The following is a 26,341-nucleotide window of genomic DNA, read 5'->3' as shown; positions in this document are numbered from 1 at the left end:
CGCGACCTGGCCGCTAGATTCGGCACAAACGAGAACACGTTCTACTACCCGACGACCAGGAGCACCCCATGGGCGCCAGCCGCGAGACCATCCTCGAGACCATCCAGAACTACGTCGACCTCGTCGCGACCGGCAGCTCCGCCGACGTCGTCGCGCTGTACGCCGACGGCGCGACCCTGGAGGACCCCGTCGGCTCCGAGGTGCGCACCACCCGCGAGCAGATCGCCGAGTTCTACGGCACGCTCGACGGCCTGGAGCAGTCTGGGCGGCTCCTGTTCGCGCGGGTGGCCGGCAACGAGGCGGCGTTCGCCTTCGAGCTCGCCACCAAGGCCGGCGACGAGACCTACACGCTGGCGCCGATCGACGTCATGACGTTCGACGACGACGGCCGGATCACCAGCATGCGGGCTTTCTGGGCCGGCGAGGACATGGTCGTCAGCTGAGCCGCGCCGCGATCTCCGCGGTGACCGCTCGCGCGAGCGTCTCGGCCGTGTCGTCCGCCTGCTCCGGCACGACCCCGTGGACGTCGCCCGCGGCGAGGAGGTCGAGCGCGCCCACCTTCTGCTGAGCCGCCATCTCGGCGGCCTTCGAGGGCTCGCCGTGCACGATCACGCTGGCCCCCTCGGGCGGCAGCGGCGAGAGCCACCCCCGCTCGGTCGCGAGGACCGTCCGGGCCGGCAGCAGCGCCAGCGCCCCGCCCCCGCAGCCCTCCCCCAGGATCACCGAGACCGTCGGCACGGTCATCGTCACGAGGGTCGCGATGCAGCGGGCGATCTCGCCGGCGATCGCGCCCTCCTCCGCCTCCTGGGAGAGCTCGGCACCCGGGGTGTCGATCACCGTCACCAGCGGCAGCCCGAGCTCCTCGGCCAGCTTCATCCCGCGCCGGGCCTCGCGCAGCGCACCCGGGCCCATCGGCGTCGACGGCGTCTGCCGCGAGCGGTCCTGGCCCACCAGGACGCACGGCTGGCCGTCGAGCCGGGTCAGCGCGATCAGCACGGTGTCGTCGCGCTCCCCCTCGTCGGTCCCCTTGAGCCGCAGGGTGCCCGCGGCGCCGTACCTCAGCAGGTCGCGGACCCCGACCCGCCCCTCGGCCCGGGTCACCGCGATGTCGTCCCACACCGGGTGGTCGAGCGCGGTGCCCGCCTCGACCGGCGTACGGCGCTCGAGGGAGCGCTCCCCCGGCGGGTCGACGAGCACGCCGAGCGCGTGGTCGACCAGCGCCGGCAGGTCCTCGACCCGGATGACGGCGTCGATGACGCCCTTGGCCGCGAGGTTCTCGGCCAGCTGGACGCCCTCCGGGAACGGCCGCCCGTTGAGCGCCTCGAAGACCTTCGGCCCCAGGAAGCCCACCAGCGCACCCGGCTCGGCGACCGTGACGTGCCCCAGCGAGCCCCACGACGCGAACACCCCACCGGTCGTCGGGTGCCGCAGGTGCACGAGGTACGGCAGCCGCGCGGCCCGGTGCTCCATCAGCGCCCGGGAGATCTCGATCATCTGCACGAACGCCCGGGTCCCCTCCTGCATCCGGGTCCCACCCGACGACGTGCTTGCCAGCACCGGCAGCCCCTCGGCCGTCGCCCGTCGTACCGCGGCCGCGATCCGAGCCGCCGCCGCCACCCCGATCGACCCGGCCAGGAACCGGAACTCGTTGACCACGAACGCCACTGGCCGACCCCGCACCGTCCCCCGCCCGGTCAGCACCGACTCGTCGGTGCCCGCCTTCTCGGCGGCGGCACGCAGCTCGGCCTGGTAGGCCTCGGCATGGCCACTGATGTCGACCTCGGTGTCCCACGACTCGTAGGAGCCCTCGTCGAGGACGAGGTCGATCAGCTCACGTGCGGTCCAGCGGCGGGAGGCGCTCATGGCCAGGCATCCCATCACATCCCGGTGCGGTCGGCGCGGGCAACAACTGCCGAAACGCCGGTCCCTAGCCGATGAGTCCGGCGACGCCCGCCAGTAGCCCGAGGCCCAGGGCCCGGAGCACCGTGAGAACCGAGCTGGGCCGGCCTCCGGCGAAGCAGCCGCACGGGGCACCAGGCGCCGTGCGGAGCTGCCGAGCGACGTACCCGGCCATCGCCAGGTAGACCGCGGCCACCGACGCGGCGATCGCCGCGCGCGCCGGCCCCCAGCAGCCGGCACCCGACGCAACCGCCAGCACGGTGCCCAGCAGACCGAGGACGAGCTCCACGACGGGGAACACCGTGGCGACGGCGCCCGTCAGCCGGTACGGCAGCACCTGGTGCGCCACCAGCACGGCGTGGAATCGAAGGGAGCCCGCCAGATGAAGGACAGCCGACCACACCAGGAGCGCGCTCGGCACGAGGAGTGTCGGCACGACGACCCAGGTCACCGGAACCCTCCCGCGCACCGTCTCCCGATCGACGATCTGCGCATTGCTAACCCTTTCGAGGCGGATCCAGGCAACTTCACTGGCACGGTAGTCACCCCCAGCACAGGCAGGTGAATCCATGGCCACGACCGAGTTCACGACCGCGGACGGCAGGCGCCTTCGGATGGCGAGCCTGACGGCGGAGTTCCCCCATCCCTGGGACGAGATCGTCAAGGTGAGCAACCGCGTTCTCGACGGCACCGTCCCCGACGAGTTGCAGATCCGCGATGTCTTCATCGCGCCGCGCGGCAATGCCGACGGCATCCTCGAGCACGTCCTCGACGCCGAGGTCACCCAGGTCCTCCAGGCCCGCGAGGGCACGCTCCAGATCGCCGAGAGCAGACGTTCCGACCTCCAGGGCATCGCGTTCTGGCGCGGTCCGCACCACGAGGCACTCGTCTGGCTGCCGTCCGAGGACGACGGCGGCTACGACGACCCTCTGAAAGGGCTGAGCGGCCTGGCCTTCACCGACCGGTCCGACGGCCTCGAGATCCGCCCCGACGCCGGCCAGGACTGGGTGATCAAGCCGGGCCACCTCGGGATGCACGTCCCCGGTGTCGGCTCGCTGTCGGTGCGCCCGGCGGAGGACGCCCTGGCCCAGATCCCGGCCTGGGCGGGGCAGCTGATCGATGTCGGAGAGCTCTGGCAGGTCCAGCACGACGACATCGAGGACCTCGCCGCATCGACCTACTTCACCTTCGCGACCCCCACGGTGGTGGCGAACCTGTTCCCGGAGCGCCCCGACCCGACCGCGCGCTTCATCCCCCAGCTCACGTTCCTGGCCGGGCTCAGCCGGCTCACCCTCAGCTAGCGCCGAAGGAGGCCGTCACCATGGTTCATGACCAGCGCACCATCGACATCGCGTCCGTCCCGTCGGCGATCCACCCACCCAGCCGAGCCACCCGGTCCGGTGTCCGCGACAGCATCGTCGCCCTGCACTTCGGACGGCGGTCGCTGCTGAAGTCGGTGTTCGCCCTGGGCGTCGCGATGGGCCTGGTGTCGCTGGACGGCGTCGCGCGCCTGTCGAAGAGCTACGCCGCCCCGTCGAACTGGGGCGACTGCCAGAACTGGATCAATCGCAGCGGCGCCGCAACCGACTGGACGAAGTGCAACCCGGACGGCTCGGCGCAGGGCTACATCGGGGGCAGCTACTGCAACGCCAACGGCTACCACCGCACCGACCAGGTCGGCGACCCGCCGTACACCTTCACGCAGTACTCGCGGGAGCCCCGCTGCCTCGGGCGCAATGCATGGGAGTGGAAGCCCAACGGGATCAGGCCGTTCCCGGAGCCCCGGCACCGCCGATGCTCCGACGGCGTGGTCCGGAAGTTCAACAACGGCCGCCAGGTCCTCGTCCACGAGTCGACCTGCCAGCGGTTCCTCTCATGAGGCGGGCCCGGACGCTCGGTGTCGCAACGACCATCGCCGTCACCACGCTCGCGGCCTCGTGCGCCGCCGACCGGCCCGCGCCCACCACCTCGCCCTCCGCTGCGTCCACCGAGGGGCCGACCTCCAGAGCCCCCTCCGCGACTGCCCTCGCCTCGCCCATCCCCGACCGGCTGACCACTCCGCTGCGGGACCGCGGCCCGGTGGCCGGTCTCGACCCACGGCTCCAGGACCTCGACCTGCGCGACGCAATCGAAGCGCCGACGCTGGCAAGCACACCGATCGACCGCGCGCTGCTCGTCGCGGACCAGAGCATCTTCGTCGAGCGGCTCGACGTCATCGACGCGGTCAACCAGATCTTCGTCCTGGCCCCGGACCTGACCTGGCGGCGGATCCCGCTGGCCTCGTATGGCGACTTCCACGTGGAGCCGAACCCCACCGTGAGTCCCGACGGCCGACGCGTCGCGCTCTCCGAAGGGAGCAACGGGGCGGTCGCGGTGATCCAGCTGAGCACCGGCGGTCACCGTCGCTACCCGGTCCCGGTCCGCGAAGCGGTCGGCCTCGACTGGTCGCCCGACGGTCGCGCGTTGATGTTCAAGTCGCGCGACAAGGCGGGGTCCGGCGGGTACGAGCTCGACCTGCGCACGGGGACCGCGACCCCGCGCACCGTCGATGTCTTCCGGTCCACCTTCAGCGGCGACAGCAGGTCCGTGATCGAGATCGGCAAGGACTCCACCGGGGCGGCCGAGGTCCGGCGCTACCGCGACGGCAAGAGGACCGGGTCTCGGCTGCTGGAGTACTCGACCATCCCGCGCGGCCAGGTCACCGTGAAGCGCTACGCGGCGTTCGGGTTCTTCCCGACCCGTCGGCAACGAGCGGCGGGGCACCGCGACGGCGCCGTGGTCGTCGACCCTCGCGACGGACGCTTGGTGGCGATGGGGGTCGATCCTCGCCTCCGCGCGACCTGGACCGCTCCGAGCACGTGGATCACCGCGGACCTGCTGGTGGTGGACACCATGCTCTCCGGGGTCCTGCGGGTGTGGAACGTGCGGACCGGCGAGGTGCGACGCCTCGCCCGCTTCCGCAACGAAGGCGTGAACGTGTCGCTCGCACCCGGGCCGGTCGCAGACCTGCTCGCCGGAGTCGAGCGATGAGCCGAGCCGTCGCTGAGAGGAGATCCGCCATGCCGGAACGAGCTCCGCAGGTCGCGTCGATCGTCGCTGTCGCGACGCTGGCGCTGACCTCCTGCACCGGACCGACGACATCCGGCGCTGATCCCGGCCAGCGGCCGACCTCGACGGCGCCGGAGACCACAGCCGCGGCCGTCGACAAGATCCGCGTCCCCGACCGCCTCATCACCGAGCTCCGCGATGCCGGGCCGGTGCCCGGCATCGATCAGGACCTCCTGCGGCTCGACCTCCGCGACGCCCGGAACGCGCCCGCCCTGGCGGACGCTCCCGTGGCGCGCGCCCTGCTCGTGACCGATCAGGAGTTCTGGACCGCGAAGCAGGGTGAACCCCTGGGACCCGACCCCGTCCACCAGGTCTTCGTGGTCACCCCGAACGCGCAGTGGCGCCGCATCCCCTTGGACGACTACGGCAAGTTTCACAGCGAGCCGGTGCCCACACTGAGCCCGGACGGCCGACAGGTCGCGATCTCCGAGGGCGGCAACCGGGCGATGGTGGTCATCGACCTGGCCACCGGCGAGCACCGGCGCTACCCGACCCCGACCAGGGACCCGGTCTTCGTGCAGTGGTCTCCCGAGGGCGACGCGTTGAAGTTCGTGTCGCGCAACAAGGCCGTGTCGCTCGGGTTCGAGCTGGACCTGCGCACGGGCGAGGTGAGCGAGACGGCGTACGGCGTCGTGGGGGCCACCTACCTCAGGTCCCGGCGCACGGTGCTCGAGGTGGGCGCGGACCCGGGCGGCGCCGGCGTGATCCGGCGCTATCGCGACGGGGTGCGGGTGGGTGCCCAGCCGCTGGAGTACCCCCGGCTCCTGGGACTCTCACCTCTGGCCCGTCGCTACCTCGCGTTCGGGCACGACTCGACCAAGCGCACCCGGGCCCAGGGCGACCGCGACGGTGTGGCGGTGGTCGACCCGCGCGACGGCCGCCTCGTCGGGCTGCTGACGGCGGATGGCTTCCGGCGCACCTGGACCTACCCGGCGACCTGGATCACCCCCGCGGTGCTGGCCGTCGTCAGCTCCCGGCCCGGGACCGTGCGCGTGTGGAACGTGACGACCGGAGAGGTGCGGAGGCTCGCCCAGTTCCGCAACCGGGGAATGCACGTGTCCCTGGCCTCCGAGCAGGTCGCGGCGCTCCTCCGCAAGGGCCGCCGATGACGCCGCTGGTCGCCGTGGTGGTGCTCCAGGGCGTCGCCCTGGTGCTGGTGGTCCTCGCACTCGTCGGGCTGCAGCAGAACCTGCGCCGCCTGGAGCGACGGGTCGGACGTACGGGCGCGAGCCGTCGCGGTGCGACCGAGCTGACCGCGCTGCGGCCGCAGGACGGCGCGAACCTGTCGTGCGTCCTGCTGGTGTCGGACCACTGCCCGATCTGCGCCTCCGTGCTGCCGGCGTTCGTCGAGCCCGGGGCCGACGACCGATCCGTCGAGCGGATCGTGCTCTCCCGCGTCGCCCTGACCCAGCACGACGTGGGGCCGCTCCGCACCGTCGTCGACCGCGATCTGTACGACGCACTCGACCCCGGCTGGCAGCCCGCTCTGGCGGTGGTGGACGCCGCTGGCGAGGTCCTGGCGATCCGCCCGGCGGGCTCGGTCGATGCGGTCCGGGCCCTCCTCGGCACGGCCGCACAACGGGCCGGCCGATGACGCCCGGCCTGGCCCGATCCGCGATCCACCATCCGGCGACCCCGGTGGTCGGGCTCGCGGTGGCCGCGCTCGCGGTCGCGCTGACCGATCTGGCCGCGCCGAGCGGGACCACGCCCCTCGGTACTGGCTGGTGCTGGCGCTCGCCGCGGGCTACGCCGTCTCCGGCAGCGTTTGAAGCCACAACTCAGCGATGCTGGCCTCGTCGGTCTGGCGGGGTACTTCCCAGGGATGGTTCATCGGCGGGCTCGTCGTCGGCGGCACCGCGACGGCGACGCTGCTGGCAGCACTCGGCTCGCTGCCGCGCGCCCTGCTCCCCGACGTGGTCGTCGCCGGTGCCGTGGCCGTCGTGCTCGGCGTGGTGCTGCTCCACGAGCTCGGGGCACTGCACCTGCGGCTTCCGCAGAACGCCCGCCAGGTCCCGGAACGGATCGCCGAGGAAGGGCCTCGATTCGGCGCTCTCCAGTTCGGCTGGAGATGGGGACCGGGATGCGGACCTTCCTGACCAGCGCGGCGCCCTACGCGCTGCTCGCCCTGGTGGCGCTGGTCGCGTCGCCGTGGGAGTTCGTCGCCGCCGGCGCGGGGTTCGGAGGTGGGCGAGCCCTGATGACGACCGCTCGCAACGGCTACCCGGAGCCGACCGAGTGGGATCGCCTCCTCGCCAAGCACGACGTCGTCCTGCGCCGCTGCCTCGTCCTCCTGGTCGTCGCGCTCGCGGTCGTCATCGTCTGGATCCGACTCGTCCGCTGACCGCCCGCGCCCTCACCCCCGCAGGTACGCCAGCACCGCCGACACCCGCCGGTCGCTCTGCGGGTCCAGGTCCAGCTTGGCGAAGATCCCACCCACGTGCTTGCGGACGGCGGCCTCGCTCACCACCAGCTGCGCGGCGATCGACCCGTTCGTCCGCCCCTCCGCCATCAGCGAGAGCACCTCGCGCTCCCGCTCGGTGAGCGCGGCGAGCGGTCCGTCGTCGCGGCGGCGGGCGAGGAGCTGGCGGACGACCTCGGGGTCGACGACGAGGCCGCCGGCGGCGACCCGGTCGATGCTGTCGAGGAACTCGCGGACGTGGCCGACGCGGTCCTTGAGGAGGTAGCCCATGCCGCCGGGGCCGGGGGTGTCGAGGAGGCCGTCGAGGTAGGCGTCGGCGACGTACTGCGAGAGCACGAGGATGCTCACGGCGGGGTGGGAGGCGCGGATCTCGGCGGCGGCGCGCAGGCCCTCGTCGGAGTGACCGGGGGGCATCCGGACGTCGGTGACGACGAGGTCGGGTGGGTCGCGGCGGACGTAGGCGAGGAGGGCGTCGGCGGTCTCGACGGCGGCGAGCACCTCGTGGCCGGCGCGCTCGACGATGCCGACCAGGCCCTCGCGCAGGAGGGCGAGGTCCTCGGCGATCACGACACGCAACGCGGGCACTCCATCCGGACCTCGGTCGGCCCTCCGTCGGGGCTGCGGACCGACAGCGTGCCACCGAGGGCGTCGAGCCGGGTCACCAGGCCCGCGAGACCGCTGCCGGAGCCGCCACCGATCCGGGCGCCGCCGGCGCCGTCGTCCGTGACGGTGACGACGAGCCGGTCGTCGTGCAGCCAGCCGGTGACCTGGGCGGATCCCGCGCCGGAGTGGCGGGCGACGTTGGTGAGCGCCTCGCTCGCGACGAAGTACGCCGCGCCCTCGACCGGCGGGGGCAGCCGCGAGACGTCGATCCGCACGGTCACCAGGATGGGCATCCGGTCCGCCACCTCGCGGACGGCGGCCGCGAGGCCGTGGTCGACGAGCACCCGCGGGTGGATCCCCCGGACGGCCTCCCGGAGGTCGGCGAGTGCCGACTCCACCTCGCCGTGCGCCTGGCGGACCAGGTCGAGGCCCGGTCCCTCCGGGACGTCGAGCTCGGCGCGGCCGAGCGTCATGCTCAGCGCCACGAGCCGCTGCTGGACGCCGTCGTGGAGGTGCCGCTCGATCCGCTTGCGCTCGGTCTCGAAGGCGTCGACCAGGTCGAGGCGCGAGCGGCGGAGCTGGCCGATCCGCTGCTCGAGCTCGTTCTCGCCCGGCGACAGCAGCAGCCGGGCCAGCGCGGACTGGCCGGCGGCGAGCAGCGTCACGACGTAGGCGCTGAGCGCGTAGGCGATCGGGCCGCCGACGAGCGCCATCGGCAGCGCCTCGCCGGGTGACTCGACGGTCCACGCGAACACGACGACCTGGTCGGCGGCGGCGACCACGGGCGCGAGCACGAAGGCGCCGGTGAGCAGCACTGCGTTGAACACCACGACGGCGTCGAGCAGCCACAGCAGGGTCACCAGCAGGACGACGTACCCGCCCTCGCGGCCCGACGGCGGCTCGCCGCGGCGCTGGCGCACCCAGGCTCGCAGGCCGCGGCCGTCGGCCACCGGGGGACGCGGCGCGCCGAGCGCCGGCGCGTCCGGCTGGACGACGCGCAGCCGGCGCCGCTCGAGCCCGAGCACCGCGACGCACAGCACCGGGATCGCGCCGATCAGCACGAAGCCCACCACCACGACCGCGGTGAGCGCGCCCGCCATCAGCAGCGCCAGCAGGACGCCGAGCAGCGCGAACCCGACGGCCGCCGTCCCGGCCAGGTAGGCGAGCGAGCGCCACGGCCACGACGAGAGCAGGAACCGGACCGGGTTGCCGCGCAGGGCGCTCCACGCGGACTCCGGTCGGGACATGCGGCCAGCCTAGGGAGCGCGCGAGCCCCGCGGGGTAGCGCACGCGCTACCCCTGACCTCGCGTCCGGGCCAGCGCGCGGACGGCCGATCCGCACCAGGCTCGGAGCATGACCACAGCGACCCTCGCCGCGCCCGCGATCGTCCTCGACGGAGTAACTCGCAGCTACGGCTCGCGCGCCGGCCGGGTCGACGCGCTCCGCGGTGTCACCCACGCCTTCGGCGCCGGCACCTTCACCGCGATCATGGGGCCCTCGGGCTCCGGCAAGTCGACCCTGCTGCAGTGCGCCGCCGGGCTCGACCGGCCGACGTCGGGACGGGTCCTGGTCGGCGGCCACGACCTGGTCCGGCTCGACGAGGCCGCGCTCACCCGGCTGCGGCGCAGCGCGATGGGCTTCGTCTTCCAGGCCTACAACCTGCTGCCGGCGCTCACGGCGTACGACAACGTGGCGCTGCCCGCGCGGCTGGCGGGACGACGTCCCCCGCGCGGGGAGGTCGCCGCGGCACTGACCCGGGTCGGCTTGGAGGCCCAGCAGCGCCGGCGTCCCGCCGAGCTCTCGGGCGGCCAGCAGCAGCGGGTCGCGATCGCGCGGGCGCTGGTGACCCGCCCCCAGGTCGTGTACGCCGACGAGCCCACCGGCGCCCTCGACCGGACCACCGGCCGCCAGGTGCTGGAGCTGCTGCGCTCGACCGTGGACGACGAGGGGCTGACCGTCGTCATGGTGACCCACGACCCGGTCGCCGCGTCGTACGCCGACAGCGTGCTGTTCCTCGAGGACGGCCTCCTCGTCGGCCACCTCGCCCGCGGCACGGCCGCGCAGATCGCCGCCGCGATGAGCGAGCTGGAGCGATGATGCCGGTCGCGATCCGCCTCGGGCTGAGCTCGGTGCGCCAGCACCGCGCGCTCTACGCCGGCTCGTTCGTCGCGGTCGCGCTCGGGGTCGCGCTCATCGCCGGGGTCGTCGTGCTGACCGTCTCGGCCGAGGCGCAGGGGCCCGGGCTCGAGGACACGCTCTCGCTGCTCGGTGTGATGGCCGGCTTCGCCGGCTTCATGGCGATCTTCGTCGTGGCGAGCACGTTCGGCTTCGCCGTCACGGCCCGCCGCCGCGAGCTCGGGCTGCTGCGGCTCGTCGGCGCGACCCCGCGGCAGGTGCGGCGCCAGGTGCGCGTCGAGGCCCTCGTCGTCGCCGTGCTGGCGGCCGCCACGGGCGCGGTGCTCGGCCAGCTCGTGGCGCTGGCGCTCGCCGTCCTGCTCGATGCGCAGGACGTCACCCCCGGGCGGATCCCCCTGTCGTGGGACCTCCTCCCCCTGCTCATCTCGGCCGGCTGCGGCGTCGGCGTCGCGCTGCTGGGCGCCTGGGCCGCCTCGCGGCGGGCGGCGAAGGTCGCCCCGGCGCAGGCCCTCCGCGAGGCGACGGACACCGGCCGCCGGATCGGCGTCGTCCGCGCGGTGATCGGCACGCTCTGCCTGGCCGGCGCGGCGCTCATGCTCGCCGGCATCCGGGCGGGCGACCCGCTGCTGGCGCTGATGCTCTCGATCTTCGTGCCCGAGCTCATCGTGGTCGGGCTGGTCTGCTGGGGACCGGTCCTCCTCCCCCTGCTCGTCCGGGTGCTGGCCGCCCCCTTCCGCGAGCACCCCGTGCTCGGGCTGGCCCGCGAGAACGTGGGCAACCAGGCCCGCCGCACCACCTCGCTGGCGGCGCCGGTGCTCGCGATCTCCGCGATCGCGGGCTCGCTCATCCTCAGCCTCAGCTTCGCCGCCGACTGGGACCAGGGCATCACCCGCCAGCAGCTCGTGGCGCCCGTCGTCGTCACCGGGACGACGAAGGCGCCCACCGCACCGGGCGCGGGGATCGTGGACGGCCGCAACGCCGTCCCCATGGCGACCGCGGGCGAGGCCGGGATGGACTGGACGGCCGAGGGCATCGACCCCGCGACCGCCGTCGCCACCCGCGGCCTGCGGACCCACGAGGGCGACCTGACCCGGCTGACCGGGCGGACGATGGCGATCAGCCGCTCCGCGGTGTTCGACGCCGGCTTCGGGCTGGGCTCGCAGGTGCGGGTGCGCTTCCCCGACGGCGCCCGGATGCGGCTGCGCGTGGTCGCGGTCGTCGAGGATGCGGCGACCCTGCACGAGGACGTCCTGCTCCCGAGCCGGCTCGCCCGGGCGCACGGCGCGAAGCCGACCGGCACCTGGTTCGTGCTGCCCGCACCGGGGGTCGACGCCGCCGCGCTGCGCACCGCGCTCCGGGACGGGGGCACCGGCGACGTCCTCACGGCCGAGCAGTGGATCGCGCGCGTGGACCGCGCCCAGCGCGACCAGAACCAGGTCGGGCTCGTCGCGGTCCTCGGCCCCACCGGGCTCTACGCCGGGATCGCCATCGCCAACACGCTGCTGATGGGCAGCCTGCAGCGGCGCCGGGAGTTCTCGGTGACCCGGCTGGTCGGCGCCACCGCCGCGCAGGTGCGGCGGATGGTGCTCGCCGAGTCCGCGCTGGTCGCCACCGCCGCGCTGCTCCTCGGCTCCGCGGTCACCGTGACCGTCGCGGTGCTGCTCCGCGCCCCGATGACCGCCGGCCTCGACGACGTGCCGCTGACCGTGCCGTGGACGAGCCTGCTCGCGATCGCCGGTGCCTGCGTGACCGTGACCGTCGTCGCCGCGGTGCTGCCCGTATCGTGGCTCCGTGGCCACCCCTCCGCTGCTGCTGATCACCAACAGTGACGCCGGGACGGCGGACCAGGAGGCGGTCGACGCCGCACTCGCGGTCCTCCGCGAGGCCGCCGAGGTCGAGGTGCGGGGCACGTCGGGTCCCGACGAGCTCGCCGAGGTCCTCGCCGAGGCCGGCGCGCGCACGGTCGTCGTGGCCGGCGGCGACGGCAGCATCCACGCCGTCGTGCAGGCGCTCCACTCCCGCGGAGACCTCTCCGGCCGCACGCTCGGGCTGATCCCGCTCGGGACCGGCAACGACTTCGCCCGCACGCTCGGCATCCCGCTGACGCCCGCGGAGGCGGCCGCGGTAGTCGTCGCCGGCCACACGCGGCCGACCGACCTCGTCGTTGACGAGGACGACCGGATCACCGTCAACAGCGTCCACCTCGGTGCGGGCGCCGAGGCCGGCAAGCACGGCGCCCGCTGGAAGAAGCGCCTCGGCAAGATCGGCTACCCGATCGGCGCGCTGCAGACCGCGCTCAACCCGCCGAGCCTGCGGCTGCTGGTCGAGGTCGACGACACCGTCGTCGTGGACGTCGACCGGCCGGTGCTCATGGTCGCGGTCGGCAACGGCGCCTCGGTCGGCGGCGGCACCGAGCTCACCCCCGACGCGGACCCCCACGACGGCCGGGTCGACGTCCTCGTCGCCACGCCCGTCTCGCCCCTGTCCCGGCTCGGCTACGTGCTGCGCCTGCCCTTCGGCCGCCACGAGGACCACTCGGACGTCGACATCGTCCGCGGGCGGACCGTCCGGGTCGCCGGCACCGCCTTCGACTGCAACAGCGACGGCGAGATCGACGGGCCGGTGCGCTCCCGGACCTGGCGGGTCGTCCCGGCGGCCTACGCGATGCTGGTGCCCGGCCCCTAGAACCCTAGGCTTGGCCCGTGGCACGAGGACAGCGCAACCAGCAGGGCGACCAGCAGCAGGACCCCACCGACTGGGTGACCCGGACCGCCGACCTGGCGCTCCGGCACGCCGAGTCGGTCAACGGAGGGACCCTGCCCGACCTCGTCACGTGCGCGTCCGGCATCAGCCCCTCGGGCCCGATCCACCTCGGCAACCTGCGCGAGTTCCTCACCGTGCACTTCGTCGCCGAGGAGATCCGCCGCCGCGGGATCAACGTGCGGCACCTGCACAGCTGGGACGACTACGACCGGTTCCGCAAGGTCCCCGCCGGGGTCGACCCCTCGTGGAGCGAGCACATCGGGCGCCCCCTGTCCGCCGTCCCCGACCCGACCGGCGAGTTCACCAGCTGGGCCGAGCGCTACAAGGCGCCGCTGCGCGCCGCGCTCGCCGAGATGGGCTGCGACATGGTCGAGGTGAACCAGACCGAGATGTACACCTCGGGCGCCTACCGCGAGCAGGTGCTGACCGCGATCCGCAAGCGCGGCGAGATCGAGTCCGTGATGGCGCGGTTCCGCACCAAGAAGACCGACGACGCGCCCGCCGACGACGAGGGCTCCACCGAGGGCGACCTGGCCCGGTTCCCCTACAAGCCCTACTGCCGCGGCTGCGGGCGCGACACCGTCACCCTCACGTCCTACGACGACGAGACGACCGATCTCGCCTACACCTGCGACGCATGCGGTGACTCCTACGTCACCAACGTCGCGACCCAGAACGAGGGCAAGCTCGTCTGGAAGGTCGACTGGCCGATGCGCTGGACCTACGAGGGCGTCCACTTCGAGCCCGGGGGCGTCGACCACGCCTCGCCCGGGTCGTCGTACACGGTGGGCAAGGAGCTGGTCGGCCCGATCTTCGGGGGGACCGCCCCGTCGTTCGTCGGCTACTCGTTCGTCGGCGTCGCCGGGATGCCGAAGATGTCGTCGTCCAAGGGCGGCGTGCCCACCGCGGCCGAGGCGCTGCGGATCCTCGAGGCCCCCATCCTGCGCTGGCTCTACGTGCGCCGCCAGCCCAAGCAGGCGTTCAACGTCGACTTCGGCCAGGAGGTCCTGCGCCTGTACGACGAGTGGGACGCGCTGACCAAGAAGGCCGCGATCCCCGAGAAGCGCGACGCCGCGGTGCTCGCCTGGGAGCGGGCGTCGGCGACGTCGACCGCGGGCACGCTGCCGACGCCGGCGGTCGTCGTCCCGTTCCGGATGCTGTCGTCGGTCGCAGACGTCACCGCCGGCTCACGCGAGATCACCGCCCGCACCGTCGGCGCGACCGAGGCCGACCTCGAGCCGCGCCTCGACAAGGCGGCCACCTGGATCACGTCGTACGTCGACCCGGAGGAGCGGACGACGGTGCGCGAGGACGCCGACACCGCCCGCCTGGCTGCGCTCGACGACGACGAGGCGCGCTGGCTGGGCCTGCTCCTCGACGGGCTCCCCGCGTCGTTCGCCGACGCCGACGAGATGACCACGCTGATCTACGGCGTGCCCAAGGTCGCCCGGGGCCTGGCCGTGGACGACGCGCCGACCGACGAGGTCAAGACCGACCAGAAGGCGTTCTTCAAGCTGCTCTACCACCTGCTCGTCGACGCCGAGCGCGGTCCGCGGCTGCCCACGCTGTTCGCGGCCCTCGGCCCCGACAAGGTGCGCACGCTGCTCACGCCTCCGGCCTAGGACGCCGTGCCGCACCCGCGCCGGCGCAGCACCGCGCCGATCGCGGGGGCGAGGGCGAGCGCGACGAACACCCGGACGAACTGCATGGTCAGGATCAGCCCGATCGCGTCGCCGGAGTCGACCGCGACCGCCACCACGGCGGGCAGGCCGCCCGGGGTCGTGGCGAGGTAGCCGTCGATCCGGGAGATCCCCACGGCGTCGGCGAAGAGGACGCCGACCACCGCGCACGCCCCGACGCTGAGCACCACCTGGGCGAGCGCGAGCGGGAAGAGTCGGACGAGCTTGCGCAGCCGGTCGAGGGTGAGGCTCAGGCCGACGTTGGCGCCGACGATGGTGAAGCCGACGGCGACCACCGCGGCCGGCACCCGCGCGTCGGCGAAGAGCCCGGACAGCGACAGCGCGCTGGACGCCAGCAGGGTGCCGATGATCGGAGCCGCGCTGATCGGCACCAGCCGGGCCAGCACGAGACCGCCCACCACCGAGCAGGCGGTGTAGAGCAGCGCCGACCACGGGTCGGCCGCCGCGCCGGGTGGGGCGGCGGCACCGCCGGAACCGCCGGCGTCGCCGAGCAGGGGCGCCACGAGAGGGACGCTGATGAGGACCAGCACCACGCGCAGGTACTGGACCGAGATCACGATCGCGTCGTCGGCGCCGTACTCGCGGGCCGCCAGGGCCACGCCCGAGGCGCCACCCGCGATCGAGGCGAACACGGCTGTCGTCCCGTCGACGTGCCGGGAGAGCCGCAGGAGCTGACCGATCAGCATCGAGACGAGCAGGGTGGCGACGACGCCACCGACGACCGCGACCGGCTCGCGGGCGACGGTGCGCAGCACCGCGACGTCGACGCTCGCGCCGGCCGCCGTCCCCACCACGGCCATGCCGAGCGCGCGCAGCCGCGGCGGCATCGGCGGCGGCTCGGGCGCCCGCAGCGCCACCACGACGGCGGCGACCATCGCCGCGAACAGCGGCGGCGAGGGCGCACCGACCCAGGCCAGACCCGCGACGACGACGGCGTACGTCGCCGCGGCCGCGAGCCCGAGCCGGACGGTCAGCGGATCAGCTGCCGAGCAGCTCGTCGTACGCGGTCGGGCTGGAGTCGCGCAGGAACGACGAGCAGCGCTCCCACTCGTCGGTCTCGCCGATGGCGCGGGCGGCGACGGCGAGCAGGCCGAGCGCGCGCAGGAAGCCGCGGTTGGGCTCGTGCTCCCACGGGACGGCGCCATGGCCCTTCCAGCCGTTGCGGCGCAGCGTGTCGAGCGAGCGGTGGTAGCCGACCCGGGCGTAGGCGTAGACGGTGACGTCGTCCGCCCCGCCGTCGCGGGCCTCCTCGGCGAGGGTCGCCCAGGCCAGCGGCGAGGCCGGCAGCCGCCGGACGACGGCGGTGGGGGTCTCGCCGGCCGCGAGCAGCTCGGCCGCGGGGTCGACGGGCAGGTGCGTGGGCGGAGGTCCGGCCATCAGGTCGGTACCGGGCGTGAGGCTCATGCGTCCATTCTGTCCCTCACCGGCACCGGTGTCGGTCGGCGGGTGTTCACTGGACTCGTGACTCGGAGCGCACCCACCACCCCTGCCGCGACCAGCTCGGGCGAGGTCGCCAACCCCTGGCCGGCGCTGTGGGCGCTCGTCATCGGGTTCTTCATGATCCTGGTCGACCTGACCATCGTCACGGTCGCGACGCCGACGATCATCGAGAAGCTCGACGCCTCGGTCAACGACGTCGTGTGGGTCTCCAGCGCCTACATGCTGGCCTACGCCGTGCCGGTGCTCATCACGGGACGGCTCGGCGACCGGTTCGGCGCCAAGTACCTCTACCTGATCGGCCTGACCGTCTTCACCCTCGCGTCGCTGTGGTGCGGGCTGACCACCACCGTCGAGGCGCTCATCGTCGCGCGCGTCGTCCAGGGCCTCGGCGCCTCGATGATGACGCCGCAGACGATGGCGATCATCACCCGGATCTTCCCCGCCGCCTCACGCGGGCGGGCGATGGCGGTGTGGGGCGCGACCGCGGGCGTCGCGCTCGTCGTCGGGCCGATCCTCGGCGGCGTGCTGACCGACGGGCTCGGCTGGGAGTGGATCTTCTTCGTCAACATCCCCGTCGGCGTCCTCGCCTTCGTGATGGCCGTGCGCAACGTCCCGGCACTGCCCACCCACCAGCACTCGTTCGACTGGCTCGGCGTGCTGCTGTCGGGGGCGGCGATGTTCCTGCTCTGCTTCGGCATCCAGGAGGGCCACCAGAAGGACTGGGCCGGCTGGATCATCGCGATGATCGCCGGCGGCGTCGTCCTGCTCGTGCTGTTCCTGGTCTGGCAGCGGCTCAACCGCACCGAGCCCCTCGTCCCCCTCAGCCTCTTCGCCGACCGCAACTTCTCGGTCTCCAACATCGCCATCACCTGCATGGGCGCGATCGCCGCGTCGTTCGGCTTCCCGCTCATGCTCTACGCCCAGGCCGTGCGCGGCTACTCCCCCACCCAGGCCGCCCTCCTCATGCTGCCCATGGCCGTGATGTCGATCTTCCTGGCCCGCCTCGTCGGCTCCCTCTCCGACCGGCTGCACCCCCGCAAGGTGCTCGGCTTCGGCTTCGGCACCAGCCTGGTCGGCTTCCTGCTCCTCATCTGGCGCCTCGCCCCCGGCGTCGCCGTCTGGGAGCTCGCCGTCCCCATGGCCCTGATCGGCGTCGGCAACGCCTTCATCTGGGCCCCCACCGCCACCACCGCCAACCGCAACCTCCCGATGCACCTCGCCGGCGCCGGTGCCGGCGTCTACAACGCCACCCGCCAGGTCGGCTCGGTGCTCGGCGCGGCCGCGATCGCCGTCCTCATGGACAGCCGGCTCGCCCACTACCTCCCCGGCGCCGCCGCCCACGGCGACGCCGGCGCCGCCCAGATCCCCGACCCCCACGCCGCCGACCTCTTCAGCCGGGCCATGCAGCAGTCGATGTGGCTGCCCGCGGCGATGTACGCCGTCGGGCTGGTCGCGGTGATGTTCTACGAGCGGCCGCAGCACGAGGGGTTCGGGCAACGGTCGGCGGCGGGGGCACCGGCAGTTTCACCGCCTAGGCGGTGAAACTGGACCTAGGCACACGGAACTCCCCACGCCGACGCCCGGTTTCGTGTGCCAAGTCGTTAGAACGCCGCGGACGGCGAGTTGCGCCCGGCGCGGCGTTCGTCGGGGTGCCCTGCCTCACCCCGCGGGCAGTTTCACCGCCTAGGCGGTGAAACTGCCACCAGGCGCACACAACTCGCCTACGACAGCACGAACCCGAACAACGGACTGTCCGGCGGCACCTTCTCGACCCGCAGCCTCGAGTCGGCCATCCGCGCGACGAGCCCCTCGAGGTCGTCCGGCGACTGCATCTCGATGCCGACCAGCGCCGGGCCGGTCTCGCGGTTGTTGCGCTTGGTGTACTCGAAGAGCGTGATGTCGTCGTCGGGCCCCAGGACGTCGTCCAGGAAGCGCCGCAGCGCGCCCGGCTCCTGCGGGAACTCGATGAGGAAGTAGTGCTTGAGCCCCTCGTGGACGAGCGCCCGCTCGACGATGTCGGCATAGCGCGAGACGTCGTTGTTGCCGCCCGAGACCACGACGACGACCCGGCTGCCGGGCGCGAGGCCGGCCAGGCCGGGCAGGCCGCCGGCGAGGCGGAGGGCGGCGGGGGCGAGGGCGCCGGCGGGCTCGGCGATGATGCCGTCGACCTGGTAGAGGTCGAGCATCTCGACGCAGATCAGGCCCTCGGGCACGGCGGCGGCGGAGAGGCCGACGGAGGCGCGGGCGGCCGCGACGGCGCGGTAGGTGAGGTCGCCGACGCGGCGGACGGAGGCGCCGTCGACGAAGGGGTCGACGGCGTCGAGCTCGACCGGGCCGCCGGCGGCGAGGGCGGCGGCGAGGGAGGTCGCGCCGGAGGGCTCCGCGGCGACGACGCGGACGCCGGGCAGCCGCTCGGCGAGGACGGTGAGGCAGCCGGCGAGGAGGCCCGCGCCGCCGACCGGCAGGACGAGGGCGTCCGGCTGCCAGCCGAGCTCGGCGGCCTGGGTGAGGATCTCGGCGGCCACGGTGCCCTGGCCGGCGACGATGCCCGGGTGGTCGAAGGCCGGGACGACGGTCGCACCCGAGGCCGCGGCGAAGTCCGCCGCGGCGACGGCGGCGTCGTCGTAGGCATCGCCGGCGATCACCACCTCGACCTGGTCGCCGCCGAGCGCGGCGACCCGGTCGCGCTTCTGCCGGGGCGTGGTGCGGGGCAGGAAGATCGTCGCGTGGACGCCGGCCCGGGCGCACGCGAACGCGACGCCCTGGGCGTGGTTGCCCGCGCTCGCGGTGGTCACGCCGCGCGAGCGCTCGTCCTCGGTGAGGCCGGCGAGGACCGTGTAGGCGCCGCGCGCCTTGTACGAGCGCACCGGCGTGAGGTCCTCACGCTTGAACCAGACGTCGAGCCCGGTCAGCGCGGAGAGCCGGTCGGCCCTCCGCAGCGGGGTCGGCGGGATCACCGAGCCCAGCAGCGCCGCCGCCCGGTCGACGTCCGCCGCGGTGGGGAGGTCCGGAGCCAACTGATCAGCCGACGGTCTTGCCGGCCGAGCGGAGGTTCTCGGAGGCCTCGACGACGCGCGCGGCCATGCCGGCCTCGGCGGCCTTGCCCCAGGCGCGCGGGTCGTAGGCCTTCTTGTCGCCGACCTCGCCGTCGATCTTGAGGACGCCGTCGTAGTTGCGGAACATGTGGTCCGCGGCCGGCCGGGTGAAGGCGTACTGGGTGTCGGTGTCGACGTTCATCTTCACCACGCCGTAGTCGACGGCGGCGGCGATCTCGTCGGCGGTCGAGCCCGAGCCGCCGTGGAAGACCAGGTCGAACGGCTTGGCGTCGGCCGGGAGGCCGAGCTCGGCGACGATCGCGGCCTGCGCGTCGCGCAGGATCTCGGGCCGCAGCTTGACGTTGCCCGGCTTGTAGACGCCGTGCACGTTGCCGAACGTGAGCGCGGTCAGGTAGCGCCCCTTCTCGCCGACGCCGAGCGCGCGCACCGTGGCGAGCGCGTCCTCGGGGGTCGTGTAGAGCTTCTCGTCGATCGCGCCGACGATGCCGTCCTCCTCGCCACCGACGACGCCGACCTCGATCTCGAGGATGATCCGGGCCGCGGCGGCACGCGCCAGCAGCTCCTCGGCGATCTGCAGGTTCTCGTCGAGCGGTACGGCGGACCCGTCCCACATGTGCGACTGGAACAGCGGCGCCTCGCCCCGGGCGACCCGCTCGGCCGAGATGTCGAGCAGCGGGCGGACGAAGCCGTCGAGCTTGTCCTTGGGGCAGTGGTCGGTGTGCAGCGCGATGTTGACCGGGTAGCTCTTGGCGACCTCGGCCGCGTAGGCCGCGAAGGCGACCGAGCCGGTGACCATGTTCTTGATCGAGGGGCCGGAGAGGTACTCGGCACCGCCCGTCGAGACCTGGACGATGCCGTCGGAGCCGGCATCGGCGAAGCCCTTGAGCGCGGCGTTGAGGGTCTGGGAGGACGTCACGTTGATGGCCGGGAAGGCGAACGAGCCCGCCTTCGCGGCGTCGAGCATCTCGGCGTACTTCTCAGGGGTGGCGATCGGCATGCTGGCTGGCTCCTGCGCGGGGTCCGGTTACGACCACATCAACCTACCGTGACAACCGATCGCTGTCGGCCTGCGTATCCCTGGTTGAGTTGACTGCGCACCCCCTGGAGGAACCATGCAGGACATCAAGGACGTGCTCGACGCCGAGCTCCGCACGCCGCCGGCACCGACGTTCGACGTCGCGGCGACGCTCGGCCCCGGCCGTCGCGCCGTACGCCGCCGCCGGCTCGCCGCGGGCGGCGCGGCCCTGGCGCTCGCGCTGGTCGTGGGCGGCGCGGGCGTGGCGGTGACCTCGCAGTTCGCCGGCAGCCAGGGCGCGGACCCGGTCCAGGTCGCGGCCGGCGTCTCCGACGAGGGGCTCGCCTCGACGGAGAAGCTGGTCGACGACTCGCCGGCCGGCTACGACCCCCAGGACGACGACGTGATCCTGGTCCGCAGCGGCTGGGAGGTCGTCGAGCGGGTCGAGGACCCGGTCACCGGGATGAGCTCCACCAACGGCGGCGGCCCGATCACCGACTCCACCGCGCTCGCCCTGCGCAAGGGCGCCACGACCACCTGGGTGGTGCTCTACCGCTTCGCCAAGGAGGGCACGACCGTCGCCACGCAGGGCGGTGGCGGGGTCGCCGAGACGGAGGCGGAGTCCGGCTACGACACCCTCGCCGGCTGGCTCGACCACCAGCGAACCCTGACGTTCACCGGGACCGCCCGGTGAGGCGCGCCGAGCGCGAGGCGGCGTACGTCGAGTTCGCGACCACCCGCCGCGACCAGCTGCGCCGGATCGCCTACGGCATGTGCGGCGACTGGCACCGCGCCGACGACCTGGTGCAGACCGCCCTCGTCCGGCTGTACGTCGCGTGGCCGCGCGTCGTGCGCAGCGGCACGGAGGAGGCCTACGTCCGCAAGATCCTGCTCAACGCCGCGATCGACGAGTCCCGCCGCGTCGTCCGCCGGGAGCGGCCCACCGACGAGCTGCCCGAGGTGGTCGCCCCCAGCGGGGTGAGCGTCGAGGACCGGTCCTCGCTGGTCGAGGCGCTCCAGCAGCTGCCGGCCCAGCAGCGGGCGACCGTGCTGCTGCGGCACTGGCTGGGGCTCTCGGTGGCCGAGGCGGCGGCCGAGCTCGGCATCTCCGAGGGCACGGTCAAGAGCCACACCTCGCGGGGGCTGACCGCCCTGCGCGGGCACCTCGAGGAGACGTCCGAGGTCTAGCCGCGCCCGGCCGGCTCAGCCGCGCCAGGCCGCGTCGCTGCTCAGGTCCGCGTGCTGGCGGACCCAGGCGTGCATCGCGATCGCGGCCGCCGCGGAGGCGTTGATCGAGCGGGTGGAGCCGAACTGGGCGATCGAGAAGGTCCCGTCGCACGTCGCGCGGGCGGCCTCCGAGAGCCCCGGCCCCTCCTGCCCGAAGAGGAAGCAGACCTGCGCGGGGAGGTCCATCGTCTCGAGGTGGGCCGACCCGGGCAGGTTGTCGATGCCGAGCAGCGGGACGCCGCGCTCGGCCAGGTAGGCGTGGAGCTCGGCGACGGTCGGGTGGTGCCGGACGTGCTGGTAGCGGTCGGTCACCATCGCCCCGCGCCGGTTCCAGCGGCGGTTGCCGACGATGTGCACCTCCGCGGCGAGGAAGGCGTTGGCCGAGCGGACGATGGTCCCGATGTTGAAGTCGTGCTGCCAGTTCTCGATGGCCACGTGGAAGCCGTGCCGGCGCCGGTCGAGGTCGGCGACGATGGCCTCGACGCTCCAGTACCGGTACCTGTCGACGACATTGCGCCGGTCGCCCTCGCGCAGCAGCTGCTCGTCGTACACCTCGCTGCCGGGACCCTCCGGCCACGCTCCGGGCCACGGCCCGACGCCCACCTCGGGCGGCCCGTGGGGCATCGGGTCGTACGGCGCACGTTCGTCCCGGTCCACGAACCGCACCCTATCCGTCACGCTCTTGGGCACCGGCCGGTAGCGTGGCGTCGTGAACTCGCTGGTGGCGACCCCTCTCGTGGTGCCGATGCTGCTCGGCATCAAGTGGCTCGATCCGTCGTGGCTGCAGTCCGAGTACGGCACGACCTTCATCTGGATCGCGATCGCCATCGTCTTCGTCGAGTGCGGGCTGTTCTTCCCGTTCCTGCCCGGTGACACGCTGCTCTTCGCGCTCGGCCTCTTCATCGCGGGCAGCAACAAGACCGGCTACAGCGTCGTCGGCATCTCCAACGAGCCGGTCGAGCTGGTCATCGCGATCGCGCTGCTCGTCGTCGCCGCCTTCGCGGGCAATGTCGCGGGCTACGAGATCGGGCGCAAGCTCGGCCCGCCGCTCTACGAGCGCGACGGCCGGATCCTCAAGAAGAAGTACTTCGACAACACGTCGGCCTTCTTCGACAAGCACGGCAACAAGGCGCTGGTGATCGGCCGGTTCGTGCCGTTCGTGCGGACCTACATCACCGTCGTCGCGGGCGTCACCCTCATGGACCGCCGCCGCTTCTTCACGTGGAGCGCCATCGGCGCCGTCCTCTGGGTCGTCTCGATCACCCTGCTCGGCTACTTCCTCGGCGCCGCGATCCCGGCGCTGGGCGAGAACATCGACTACGTCACGCTCGCCATCCTGGCGTTCTCGGCGGTCCCGCTCGCGTGGGAGTGGTGGCGCCACAAGCGTCCCGCCGCCAAGGCCCGCAAGGCCGCCTCGACCTCCGATGCCACGACCGGCACCGCCACCGACGCTCCCGCCGACGCCCCCGTCGACTGATCCCGCCCCCGGGCGACGTGAGGTCCTCGCCGGCCCAGCGATGAGTTCCACCCGGACCGCCGGTCCATCCCGGCGTCCACCTCACCTCACCTCGACCCGGGAGTCACGATGATCAACCTCAACCCCTACATCAACTGGCGCGGCCAGGCGCGCGAGGCGATGGAGTTCTACCAGTCGGTCCTCGGCGGCGAGCTCAACGTCATGACCTTCGCCGACATGGGCGGCACCGCCATGGGCGTCGCCGAGGAGGAGGTCGACTGGGTCATGCACGCGGCCCTGTCCGTCTCGGACTCGGTGCTCCTCATGGGCGCCGACCACCCCCAGCACGTCCCCGGCGAGCCCCAGCAGCAGCAGGTCAGCATCAGCGGGCCGGCCGAGGACGAGGCCACCCTCCGCGCCTGGTGGGACGGCCTGTCCGAGGGCGCGACCGTCCACCAGCCGCTCGAGAAGGCGCCCTGGGGCGACAGCTTCGGGATGCTCGAGGACCGCTACGGCGTCAGCTGGCTGGTCAACATCGCGGGCGCCCCGCAGGACTGACCCACCCGCACCTCGCACTGCCGACGGGCGGTCGCCCCGGGCCTCAGGCCTGGGCGGCCGCCCGCGCCGCGTCCAGCTCGGCCTTCGTCAGCACCGCGCGGACCTCGAGCGCGACGTCGTCCAGCGGGTTCTCCGCGCCCGGGCTCCGGTCGATCGCGCAGACCACCGTCTCGACGATCGCCCCGCCCTCGCGCAGCGCCGCGGTCGCGTCCCGCACCGCGCCACCGGTCGTGATGACGTCCTCGATGAGCACCACCCGCTTGCCGTCGTACGACGGGCCCTCGGCGAGCTTGGCCGTGCCGTACTCCTTGGCCTTCTTGCGCACGAACACCACCGGCAGCCCCACCAGCTGGCTCACCGCCGTCGCGATCGGGATGCCACCCATCTCGAGCCCGCCGAGCAGGTCCGCGTCGCCGGGCAGCAGCTGCGCCACCTCGCGCGCGACCCGCGCCAGCAGGAGCGGGTCGGCCTCGAAGAGGTACTTGTCGAAGTACTCGTTGCTGACCTGGCCGGAGCGGAGCGTGAACTCGCCGGTCAGGCGGCAGGTGGCGTCGATGTCGGCGGCGAGGGAGGTGTCGGTGGTCGTCACGGTCCTGAGGATAGGAGAGGACGCGCCCCGCCGCTGATCCCGGATAGGGTCACGACGTGCCCTCCCCCGCCGCCAGCCGCGCCGCCGCCCGGGTCGCCGGGACCGGCCAGACGATCTTCGCCGAGATGTCCGCGCTGGCGGTGCGGACCGGGTCGGTCAACCTCGGCCAGGGCTTCCCGGACACCGACGGTCCGCCTGCGCTGCTCGACGCGGCCGCCCACGCGCTGCACCACGGCGCCAACCAGTACGCGCCCGGGATCGGGATCCCGGCGCTGCGCCAGGCGATCGCCCGCCACCAGGAGCGGCGCTACGGGATCGTGCTCGACCCCGACACCCAGGTGGCCGTGACGACGGGGTGCACCGAGGCGATCGCGGGGGCACTCCTGGGGCTGGTCGACCCGGGTGACGAGGTGGTGGTGCTCGAGCCGTACTACGACTCCTACACCGCGATGATCGACTACGCCGGCGGCGTACGGCGCCCGGTCACCCTGCGCGCCCCGGACTTCCGGCTCGACCCCGACGAGCTCGCGGCCGCCGTCACCGACCGCACCAAGCTGATCCTGCTCAACACGCCCCACAACCCGACCGGGCGGGTCCTCGACGAGACCGAGCTGGCCGCGGTCGCCCGGGTCGCCCGCGAGCACGACCTGCTCGTGGTCACCGACGAGGTCTACGAGCACCTGACCTTCGACGGACGCCGGCACGTCCCCCTGGCGACGCTGCCGGGGATGGCGGAGCGGACCCTCACCCTGTCCAGCGCCGGCAAGTCGTGGTCGGTGACGGGCTGGAAGATCGGCTGGGCGGCCGGTCCGGCCGACCTCGTCGCCGCGGTCGTGGGCGCCAAGCAGTGGCTGACGTTCACGTCGGGCTCGCCCCTGCAGCCGGCGGTGGCGGCGGCGCTCGACGCGGGCGACGACTTCCCGGCCGCCCTCGCGGGCGACCTGCAGGCCCAGCGCGACCAGCTGGTCGCCGGACTGCGCGCGGCCGGGCTGACGACGTACGTGCCCGAGGGGACCTACTTCGCGACGACCGACGTCCGCGCCCTCGGCTGGGCCAGCGGCGGCGACTTCTGCCGCGCCCTGCCAGAGCGGGCGGGCGTCGTCGCGATCCCGTCCGAGGTCTTCTACGACGACCCGGACGCGCCCGGCGCCGGCCGGCACCTGGTCCGCTGGGCGTTCTGCAAGCGTCCCGACGTCATCGCCGAGGCGGTGCGACGCCTCGCCGCCGCCGACCTGACCGCTCCCGGTACGCGGTGACGGGACTCAGGGCAGGAACCAGCGCCCCACCTCGGGCCGGGTGAGCAGCCAGGTGGCGGCGCCGAGCATCCCGACGAGGACGACGAGCGGCCAGAGTGCGAGCGTGAAGAACAGCGCCACGGCGGCGGCAGCGGCACCCGAGACGGCGAGGACGATCCGCGCCCAGTTGTGCCCGAGGTAGGCGAGCCCGGCCAGCACGGTCGCGCCGACCGCCCACAGCGCGCCGCCGACGAAGAGCAGGTAGAGCGTGGCGACCAGCTCGGACTCGGTCAGCTGGTAGGCCTCGAGCATCTTGGGCTGCTCGCGCGTCATCTGCGCGAAGATCTCCTCGCCGAGCCGGCTCGCGAAGGTCGCGCCGAAGCCGAGGCCGACCACAGCCAGCGCCGAGCTGGCCCAGGTCAGGACGCACGCCAGGCGCAGCGCGGGCGGGCGCGGCCCCCGCTCGGCGGCGGTACGACGGCGCTGCCCCGGGTGGCGCGGCGGGATCGGCGCCGGGCCGGTGAGCGGGCGCGGCGCCCCGGCAGTCGGAGCCGGCGCCGGGGCCGGAGCCGGGGCCGCCGGAGCGGGAGGCTGCCCGGGAGCGGTCGAGGCGGGCGGCCGGAGTGCGGCGAGCCGCGCGGCCCGGCGCTCCTCGTAGCGCTTGACCCACGGCCGTCCGGCGTACCAGTCGCGGGTCGGCTGGAGCCAGAGCAGCGCGATGCCGACGAGCACCATCGGCGTCAGGAAGCCGTCGGAGACGAGCCCGCCGAGGAACAGGAACGGGGTGAGCGCGGTGAGCGCGATGCGGGCGCTCGTCGAGCGCTTGTAGACCTGGACGCCGAGGATCGCGGCAGCGGTCGCGGCGGCGGCGCCGACGATGCAGAGGACCCGGACGAGCATCGAGAAGTCGTCGGCGGTCCAGCCGAGCTCGGAGAGCATCGGGTCGCGCACGACCTTCTCGAAGCTCTCCTGGACCTCGAGCGTGCGCAGCGTCGCGATCCGCTGCCAGGCAGCGAGCACGAGGATGACCGAGCCGCCGATGATCAGGGCTCCCGCGAGGGTCGCCTGTCCTGGCCGGGGCTCCTCCTTGGTCATGGGCCCCATTCCACCAGACGCCCCCAGGCCGTCCGCCGGTG

General features: G+C 73.6%; 29 protein-coding genes. 18 read left to right on the top strand and 11 right to left on the bottom strand.

Going from position 1 to position 26,341, the window contains the following annotated elements; all coding sequences use genetic code 11:
• The first annotated feature begins 68 nt into the window (after positions 1-68).
• Positions 69-443: a nuclear transport factor 2 family protein gene (locus BM223_RS02805; RefSeq protein WP_038681814.1), complete on the top strand. Its 375-nt coding sequence runs from the start codon at positions 69-71 to the stop codon at positions 441-443.
• Here BM223_RS02805 and BM223_RS02800 read toward each other — a convergent pair.
• On the bottom strand, positions 436-1,863 hold the full coding sequence (locus BM223_RS02800) for a carboxyl transferase domain-containing protein (protein WP_038681816.1): 1,428 nt from the start codon (positions 1,861-1,863) through the stop codon (positions 436-438). The two genes, BM223_RS02805 and BM223_RS02800, sit on opposite strands and share 8 nt — an antisense overlap.
• A gap of 64 nt (positions 1,864-1,927) precedes the next feature.
• A complete protein-coding gene (locus BM223_RS30180; protein ID WP_342351425.1) occupies positions 1,928-2,470 on the bottom strand; it encodes a MauE/DoxX family redox-associated membrane protein in 543 nt (180 codons plus the stop codon).
• A gap of 43 nt (positions 2,471-2,513) precedes the next feature.
• Between BM223_RS30180 and BM223_RS02790 the strand changes: the two genes are divergently transcribed.
• The 7 genes from BM223_RS02790 to BM223_RS27765 all read left to right on the top strand — a co-directional run bounded on the left by BM223_RS02790 (position 2,514) and on the right by BM223_RS27765 (position 7,348).
• The gene (locus tag BM223_RS02790; RefSeq protein WP_141267388.1) at positions 2,514-3,200 is read left to right on the top strand and encodes a hypothetical protein; all 687 of its coding nucleotides are present in this window, start codon (positions 2,514-2,516) and stop codon (positions 3,198-3,200) included.
• A 20-nt stretch (positions 3,201-3,220) separates the two neighbouring features.
• On the top strand, positions 3,221-3,778 hold the full coding sequence (locus tag BM223_RS02785; RefSeq protein ID WP_038681820.1) for a hypothetical protein: 558 nt from the start codon (positions 3,221-3,223) through the stop codon (positions 3,776-3,778).
• Positions 3,775-4,929: a hypothetical protein gene (locus BM223_RS02780; RefSeq protein WP_038681821.1), complete on the top strand. Its 1,155-nt coding sequence runs from the start codon at positions 3,775-3,777 to the stop codon at positions 4,927-4,929. Before BM223_RS02785 ends, BM223_RS02780 begins: the two co-directional genes overlap by 4 nt.
• A 29-nt stretch (positions 4,930-4,958) precedes the next feature.
• Positions 4,959-6,116: a WD40 repeat domain-containing protein gene (locus BM223_RS02775; RefSeq protein ID WP_038681823.1), complete on the top strand. Its 1,158-nt coding sequence runs from the start codon at positions 4,959-4,961 to the stop codon at positions 6,114-6,116.
• Positions 6,113-6,601 (top strand): hypothetical protein, encoded by a 489-nt coding sequence (locus tag BM223_RS02770; protein ID WP_038681825.1) that lies wholly within the window; start codon positions 6,113-6,115, stop codon positions 6,599-6,601. The genes BM223_RS02775 and BM223_RS02770 overlap by 4 nt, the downstream gene beginning before the upstream one ends.
• Before the next feature lie 190 nt (positions 6,602-6,791).
• Complete coding sequence (locus tag BM223_RS27770) at positions 6,792-7,103, top strand: hypothetical protein (RefSeq protein WP_083427842.1); 312 nt, start codon at positions 6,792-6,794, stop codon at positions 7,101-7,103.
• Positions 7,088-7,348 carry a hypothetical protein gene (locus BM223_RS27765; RefSeq protein WP_052139036.1) on the top strand — a complete coding sequence of 87 codons (261 nt, stop codon included), beginning with the start codon at positions 7,088-7,090 and terminating at the stop codon, positions 7,346-7,348. The genes BM223_RS27770 and BM223_RS27765 overlap by 16 nt, the downstream gene beginning before the upstream one ends.
• Before the next feature lie 12 nt (positions 7,349-7,360).
• On the opposite strand, the gene BM223_RS02760 is transcribed toward BM223_RS27765, so the two are convergent.
• On the bottom strand, positions 7,361-8,002 hold the full coding sequence (locus BM223_RS02760) for a response regulator transcription factor (protein ID WP_200887201.1): 642 nt from the start codon (positions 8,000-8,002) through the stop codon (positions 7,361-7,363).
• Positions 7,990-9,276 carry a sensor histidine kinase gene (locus BM223_RS02755; protein WP_038681829.1) on the bottom strand — a complete coding sequence of 429 codons (1,287 nt, stop codon included), beginning with the start codon at positions 9,274-9,276 and terminating at the stop codon, positions 7,990-7,992. The genes BM223_RS02760 and BM223_RS02755 overlap by 13 nt, the downstream gene beginning before the upstream one ends.
• A 107-nt stretch (positions 9,277-9,383) precedes the next feature.
• On the opposite strand from BM223_RS02755, the gene BM223_RS02750 reads away from it, so the two are divergent.
• From BM223_RS02750 to lysS, 4 genes are read left to right on the top strand one after another with little or no spacing between them, the layout of a single operon-like run.
• Complete coding sequence (locus BM223_RS02750) at positions 9,384-10,127, top strand: ABC transporter ATP-binding protein (protein ID WP_038681832.1); 744 nt, start codon at positions 9,384-9,386, stop codon at positions 10,125-10,127.
• The gene (locus BM223_RS02745) at positions 10,127-11,995 is read left to right on the top strand and encodes an FtsX-like permease family protein (RefSeq protein ID WP_038681834.1); all 1,869 of its coding nucleotides are present in this window, start codon (positions 10,127-10,129) and stop codon (positions 11,993-11,995) included. The genes BM223_RS02750 and BM223_RS02745 overlap by 1 nt, the downstream gene beginning before the upstream one ends.
• Complete coding sequence (locus BM223_RS02740) at positions 11,958-12,851, top strand: diacylglycerol/lipid kinase family protein (protein WP_235319057.1); 894 nt, start codon at positions 11,958-11,960, stop codon at positions 12,849-12,851. The genes BM223_RS02745 and BM223_RS02740 overlap by 38 nt, the downstream gene beginning before the upstream one ends.
• Positions 12,852-12,868: 17 nt before the next feature.
• Positions 12,869-14,551 (top strand): lysine--tRNA ligase, encoded by a 1,683-nt coding sequence (gene lysS / locus BM223_RS02735; RefSeq protein ID WP_052139038.1) that lies wholly within the window; start codon positions 12,869-12,871, stop codon positions 14,549-14,551.
• Here lysS and BM223_RS02730 read toward each other — a convergent pair.
• Together BM223_RS02730 and BM223_RS02725 are read right to left on the bottom strand one after the other, a co-directional pair.
• On the bottom strand, positions 14,548-15,603 hold the full coding sequence (locus BM223_RS02730; RefSeq protein WP_038685347.1) for an AbrB family transcriptional regulator: 1,056 nt from the start codon (positions 15,601-15,603) through the stop codon (positions 14,548-14,550). The genes lysS and BM223_RS02730 overlap by 4 nt on opposite strands.
• A 4-nt stretch (positions 15,604-15,607) precedes the next feature.
• Positions 15,608-16,033 carry a DUF3151 domain-containing protein gene (locus tag BM223_RS02725; protein ID WP_038681835.1) on the bottom strand — a complete coding sequence of 142 codons (426 nt, stop codon included), beginning with the start codon at positions 16,031-16,033 and terminating at the stop codon, positions 15,608-15,610.
• A 57-nt stretch (positions 16,034-16,090) separates the two neighbouring features.
• On the opposite strand from BM223_RS02725, the gene BM223_RS02720 reads away from it, so the two are divergent.
• A complete protein-coding gene (locus BM223_RS02720) occupies positions 16,091-17,611 on the top strand; it encodes a DHA2 family efflux MFS transporter permease subunit (RefSeq protein WP_052139039.1) in 1,521 nt (506 codons plus the stop codon).
• A 179-nt stretch (positions 17,612-17,790) separates the two neighbouring features.
• On the opposite strand, the gene ilvA is transcribed toward BM223_RS02720, so the two are convergent.
• Together ilvA and fbaA are read right to left on the bottom strand one after the other, a co-directional pair.
• Positions 17,791-19,086: a threonine ammonia-lyase IlvA gene (gene ilvA / locus BM223_RS02715; protein WP_038681838.1), complete on the bottom strand. Its 1,296-nt coding sequence runs from the start codon at positions 19,084-19,086 to the stop codon at positions 17,791-17,793.
• 4 nt (positions 19,087-19,090) lie between these two features.
• Positions 19,091-20,122, bottom strand: coding sequence for a class II fructose-bisphosphate aldolase (gene fbaA, locus BM223_RS02710; RefSeq protein WP_038681840.1), 1,032 nt, complete (start codon positions 20,120-20,122; stop codon positions 19,091-19,093).
• A gap of 115 nt (positions 20,123-20,237) precedes the next feature.
• Here fbaA and BM223_RS02705 point away from each other — a divergent pair, with 115 nt between their 5' ends.
• Together BM223_RS02705 and BM223_RS02700 are read left to right on the top strand one after the other, a co-directional pair.
• Positions 20,238-20,834 carry a hypothetical protein gene (locus BM223_RS02705; RefSeq protein WP_038681841.1) on the top strand — a complete coding sequence of 199 codons (597 nt, stop codon included), beginning with the start codon at positions 20,238-20,240 and terminating at the stop codon, positions 20,832-20,834.
• The gene (locus BM223_RS02700; RefSeq protein WP_038681843.1) at positions 20,831-21,328 is read left to right on the top strand and encodes a SigE family RNA polymerase sigma factor; all 498 of its coding nucleotides are present in this window, start codon (positions 20,831-20,833) and stop codon (positions 21,326-21,328) included. Before BM223_RS02705 ends, BM223_RS02700 begins: the two co-directional genes overlap by 4 nt.
• A gap of 15 nt (positions 21,329-21,343) precedes the next feature.
• On the opposite strand, the gene BM223_RS02695 is transcribed toward BM223_RS02700, so the two are convergent.
• The gene (locus BM223_RS02695) at positions 21,344-21,991 is read right to left on the bottom strand and encodes a TrmH family RNA methyltransferase (RefSeq protein ID WP_038685349.1); all 648 of its coding nucleotides are present in this window, start codon (positions 21,989-21,991) and stop codon (positions 21,344-21,346) included.
• 85 nt (positions 21,992-22,076) lie between these two features.
• Here BM223_RS02695 and BM223_RS02690 point away from each other — a divergent pair, with 85 nt between their 5' ends.
• Both BM223_RS02690 and BM223_RS02685 read left to right on the top strand, forming a co-directional pair.
• Positions 22,077-22,844, top strand: a complete 768-nt coding sequence (locus BM223_RS02690; RefSeq protein WP_235319058.1) for a DedA family protein — start codon at positions 22,077-22,079, stop codon at positions 22,842-22,844.
• Between the two features lie 108 nt (positions 22,845-22,952).
• Positions 22,953-23,381, top strand: coding sequence for a VOC family protein (locus BM223_RS02685; protein WP_038681845.1), 429 nt, complete (start codon positions 22,953-22,955; stop codon positions 23,379-23,381).
• Positions 23,382-23,424: 43 nt separating this feature from the next.
• On the opposite strand, the gene pyrE is transcribed toward BM223_RS02685, so the two are convergent.
• Positions 23,425-23,970 (bottom strand): orotate phosphoribosyltransferase, encoded by a 546-nt coding sequence (gene pyrE, locus BM223_RS02680; RefSeq protein WP_038681847.1) that lies wholly within the window; start codon positions 23,968-23,970, stop codon positions 23,425-23,427.
• 56 nt (positions 23,971-24,026) lie between these two features.
• Here pyrE and BM223_RS02675 point away from each other — a divergent pair, with 56 nt between their 5' ends.
• Positions 24,027-25,226 (top strand): pyridoxal phosphate-dependent aminotransferase, encoded by a 1,200-nt coding sequence (locus BM223_RS02675; RefSeq protein ID WP_038681850.1) that lies wholly within the window; start codon positions 24,027-24,029, stop codon positions 25,224-25,226.
• A 6-nt stretch (positions 25,227-25,232) separates the two neighbouring features.
• Here BM223_RS02675 and BM223_RS02670 read toward each other — a convergent pair whose 3' ends face one another.
• Complete coding sequence (locus BM223_RS02670; RefSeq protein WP_038681852.1) at positions 25,233-26,300, bottom strand: hypothetical protein; 1,068 nt, start codon at positions 26,298-26,300, stop codon at positions 25,233-25,235.
• Positions 26,301-26,341: the final 41 nt, after the last annotated feature.

This window comes from Pimelobacter simplex (assembly GCF_900114845.1).
GTDB lineage: Bacteria > Actinomycetota > Actinomycetes > Propionibacteriales > Nocardioidaceae > Nocardioides > Nocardioides simplex.
The sequence above is the reverse complement of the archived record's forward strand: the minus strand, read 5'-3'. Positions and strand labels throughout refer to the sequence as shown.

Coding starts and splice junctions, on each gene's coding strand:
- BM223_RS02805 (WP_038681814.1), top strand. CDS start 69: ATGGGCGCCAGCCGCGAGACCATCCTCGAGACCATCCAGAACTACGTC.
- BM223_RS02800 (WP_038681816.1), bottom strand. CDS start 1,863: ATGAGCGCCTCCCGCCGCTGGACCGCACGTGAGCTGATCGACCTCGTC.
- BM223_RS30180 (WP_342351425.1), bottom strand. CDS start 2,470: ATGGATTCACCTGCCTGTGCTGGGGGTGACTACCGTGCCAGTGAAGTT.
- BM223_RS02790 (WP_141267388.1), top strand. CDS start 2,514: ATGGCGAGCCTGACGGCGGAGTTCCCCCATCCCTGGGACGAGATCGTC.
- BM223_RS02785 (WP_038681820.1), top strand. CDS start 3,221: ATGGTTCATGACCAGCGCACCATCGACATCGCGTCCGTCCCGTCGGCG.
- BM223_RS02780 (WP_038681821.1), top strand. CDS start 3,775: ATGAGGCGGGCCCGGACGCTCGGTGTCGCAACGACCATCGCCGTCACC.
- BM223_RS02775 (WP_038681823.1), top strand. CDS start 4,959: ATGCCGGAACGAGCTCCGCAGGTCGCGTCGATCGTCGCTGTCGCGACG.
- BM223_RS02770 (WP_038681825.1), top strand. CDS start 6,113: ATGACGCCGCTGGTCGCCGTGGTGGTGCTCCAGGGCGTCGCCCTGGTG.
- BM223_RS27770 (WP_083427842.1), top strand. CDS start 6,792: ATGCTGGCCTCGTCGGTCTGGCGGGGTACTTCCCAGGGATGGTTCATC.
- BM223_RS27765 (WP_052139036.1), top strand. CDS start 7,088: ATGCGGACCTTCCTGACCAGCGCGGCGCCCTACGCGCTGCTCGCCCTG.
- BM223_RS02755 (WP_038681829.1), bottom strand. CDS start 9,276: ATGTCCCGACCGGAGTCCGCGTGGAGCGCCCTGCGCGGCAACCCGGTC.
- BM223_RS02750 (WP_038681832.1), top strand. CDS start 9,384: ATGACCACAGCGACCCTCGCCGCGCCCGCGATCGTCCTCGACGGAGTA.
- BM223_RS02745 (WP_038681834.1), top strand. CDS start 10,127: ATGCCGGTCGCGATCCGCCTCGGGCTGAGCTCGGTGCGCCAGCACCGC.
- BM223_RS02725 (WP_038681835.1), bottom strand. CDS start 16,033: ATGAGCCTCACGCCCGGTACCGACCTGATGGCCGGACCTCCGCCCACG.
- fbaA (WP_038681840.1), bottom strand. CDS start 20,122: ATGCCGATCGCCACCCCTGAGAAGTACGCCGAGATGCTCGACGCCGCG.
- BM223_RS02705 (WP_038681841.1), top strand. CDS start 20,238: ATGCAGGACATCAAGGACGTGCTCGACGCCGAGCTCCGCACGCCGCCG.
- BM223_RS02695 (WP_038685349.1), bottom strand. CDS start 21,991: ATGCCCCACGGGCCGCCCGAGGTGGGCGTCGGGCCGTGGCCCGGAGCG.
- BM223_RS02685 (WP_038681845.1), top strand. CDS start 22,953: ATGATCAACCTCAACCCCTACATCAACTGGCGCGGCCAGGCGCGCGAG.
- BM223_RS02670 (WP_038681852.1), bottom strand. CDS start 26,300: ATGACCAAGGAGGAGCCCCGGCCAGGACAGGCGACCCTCGCGGGAGCC.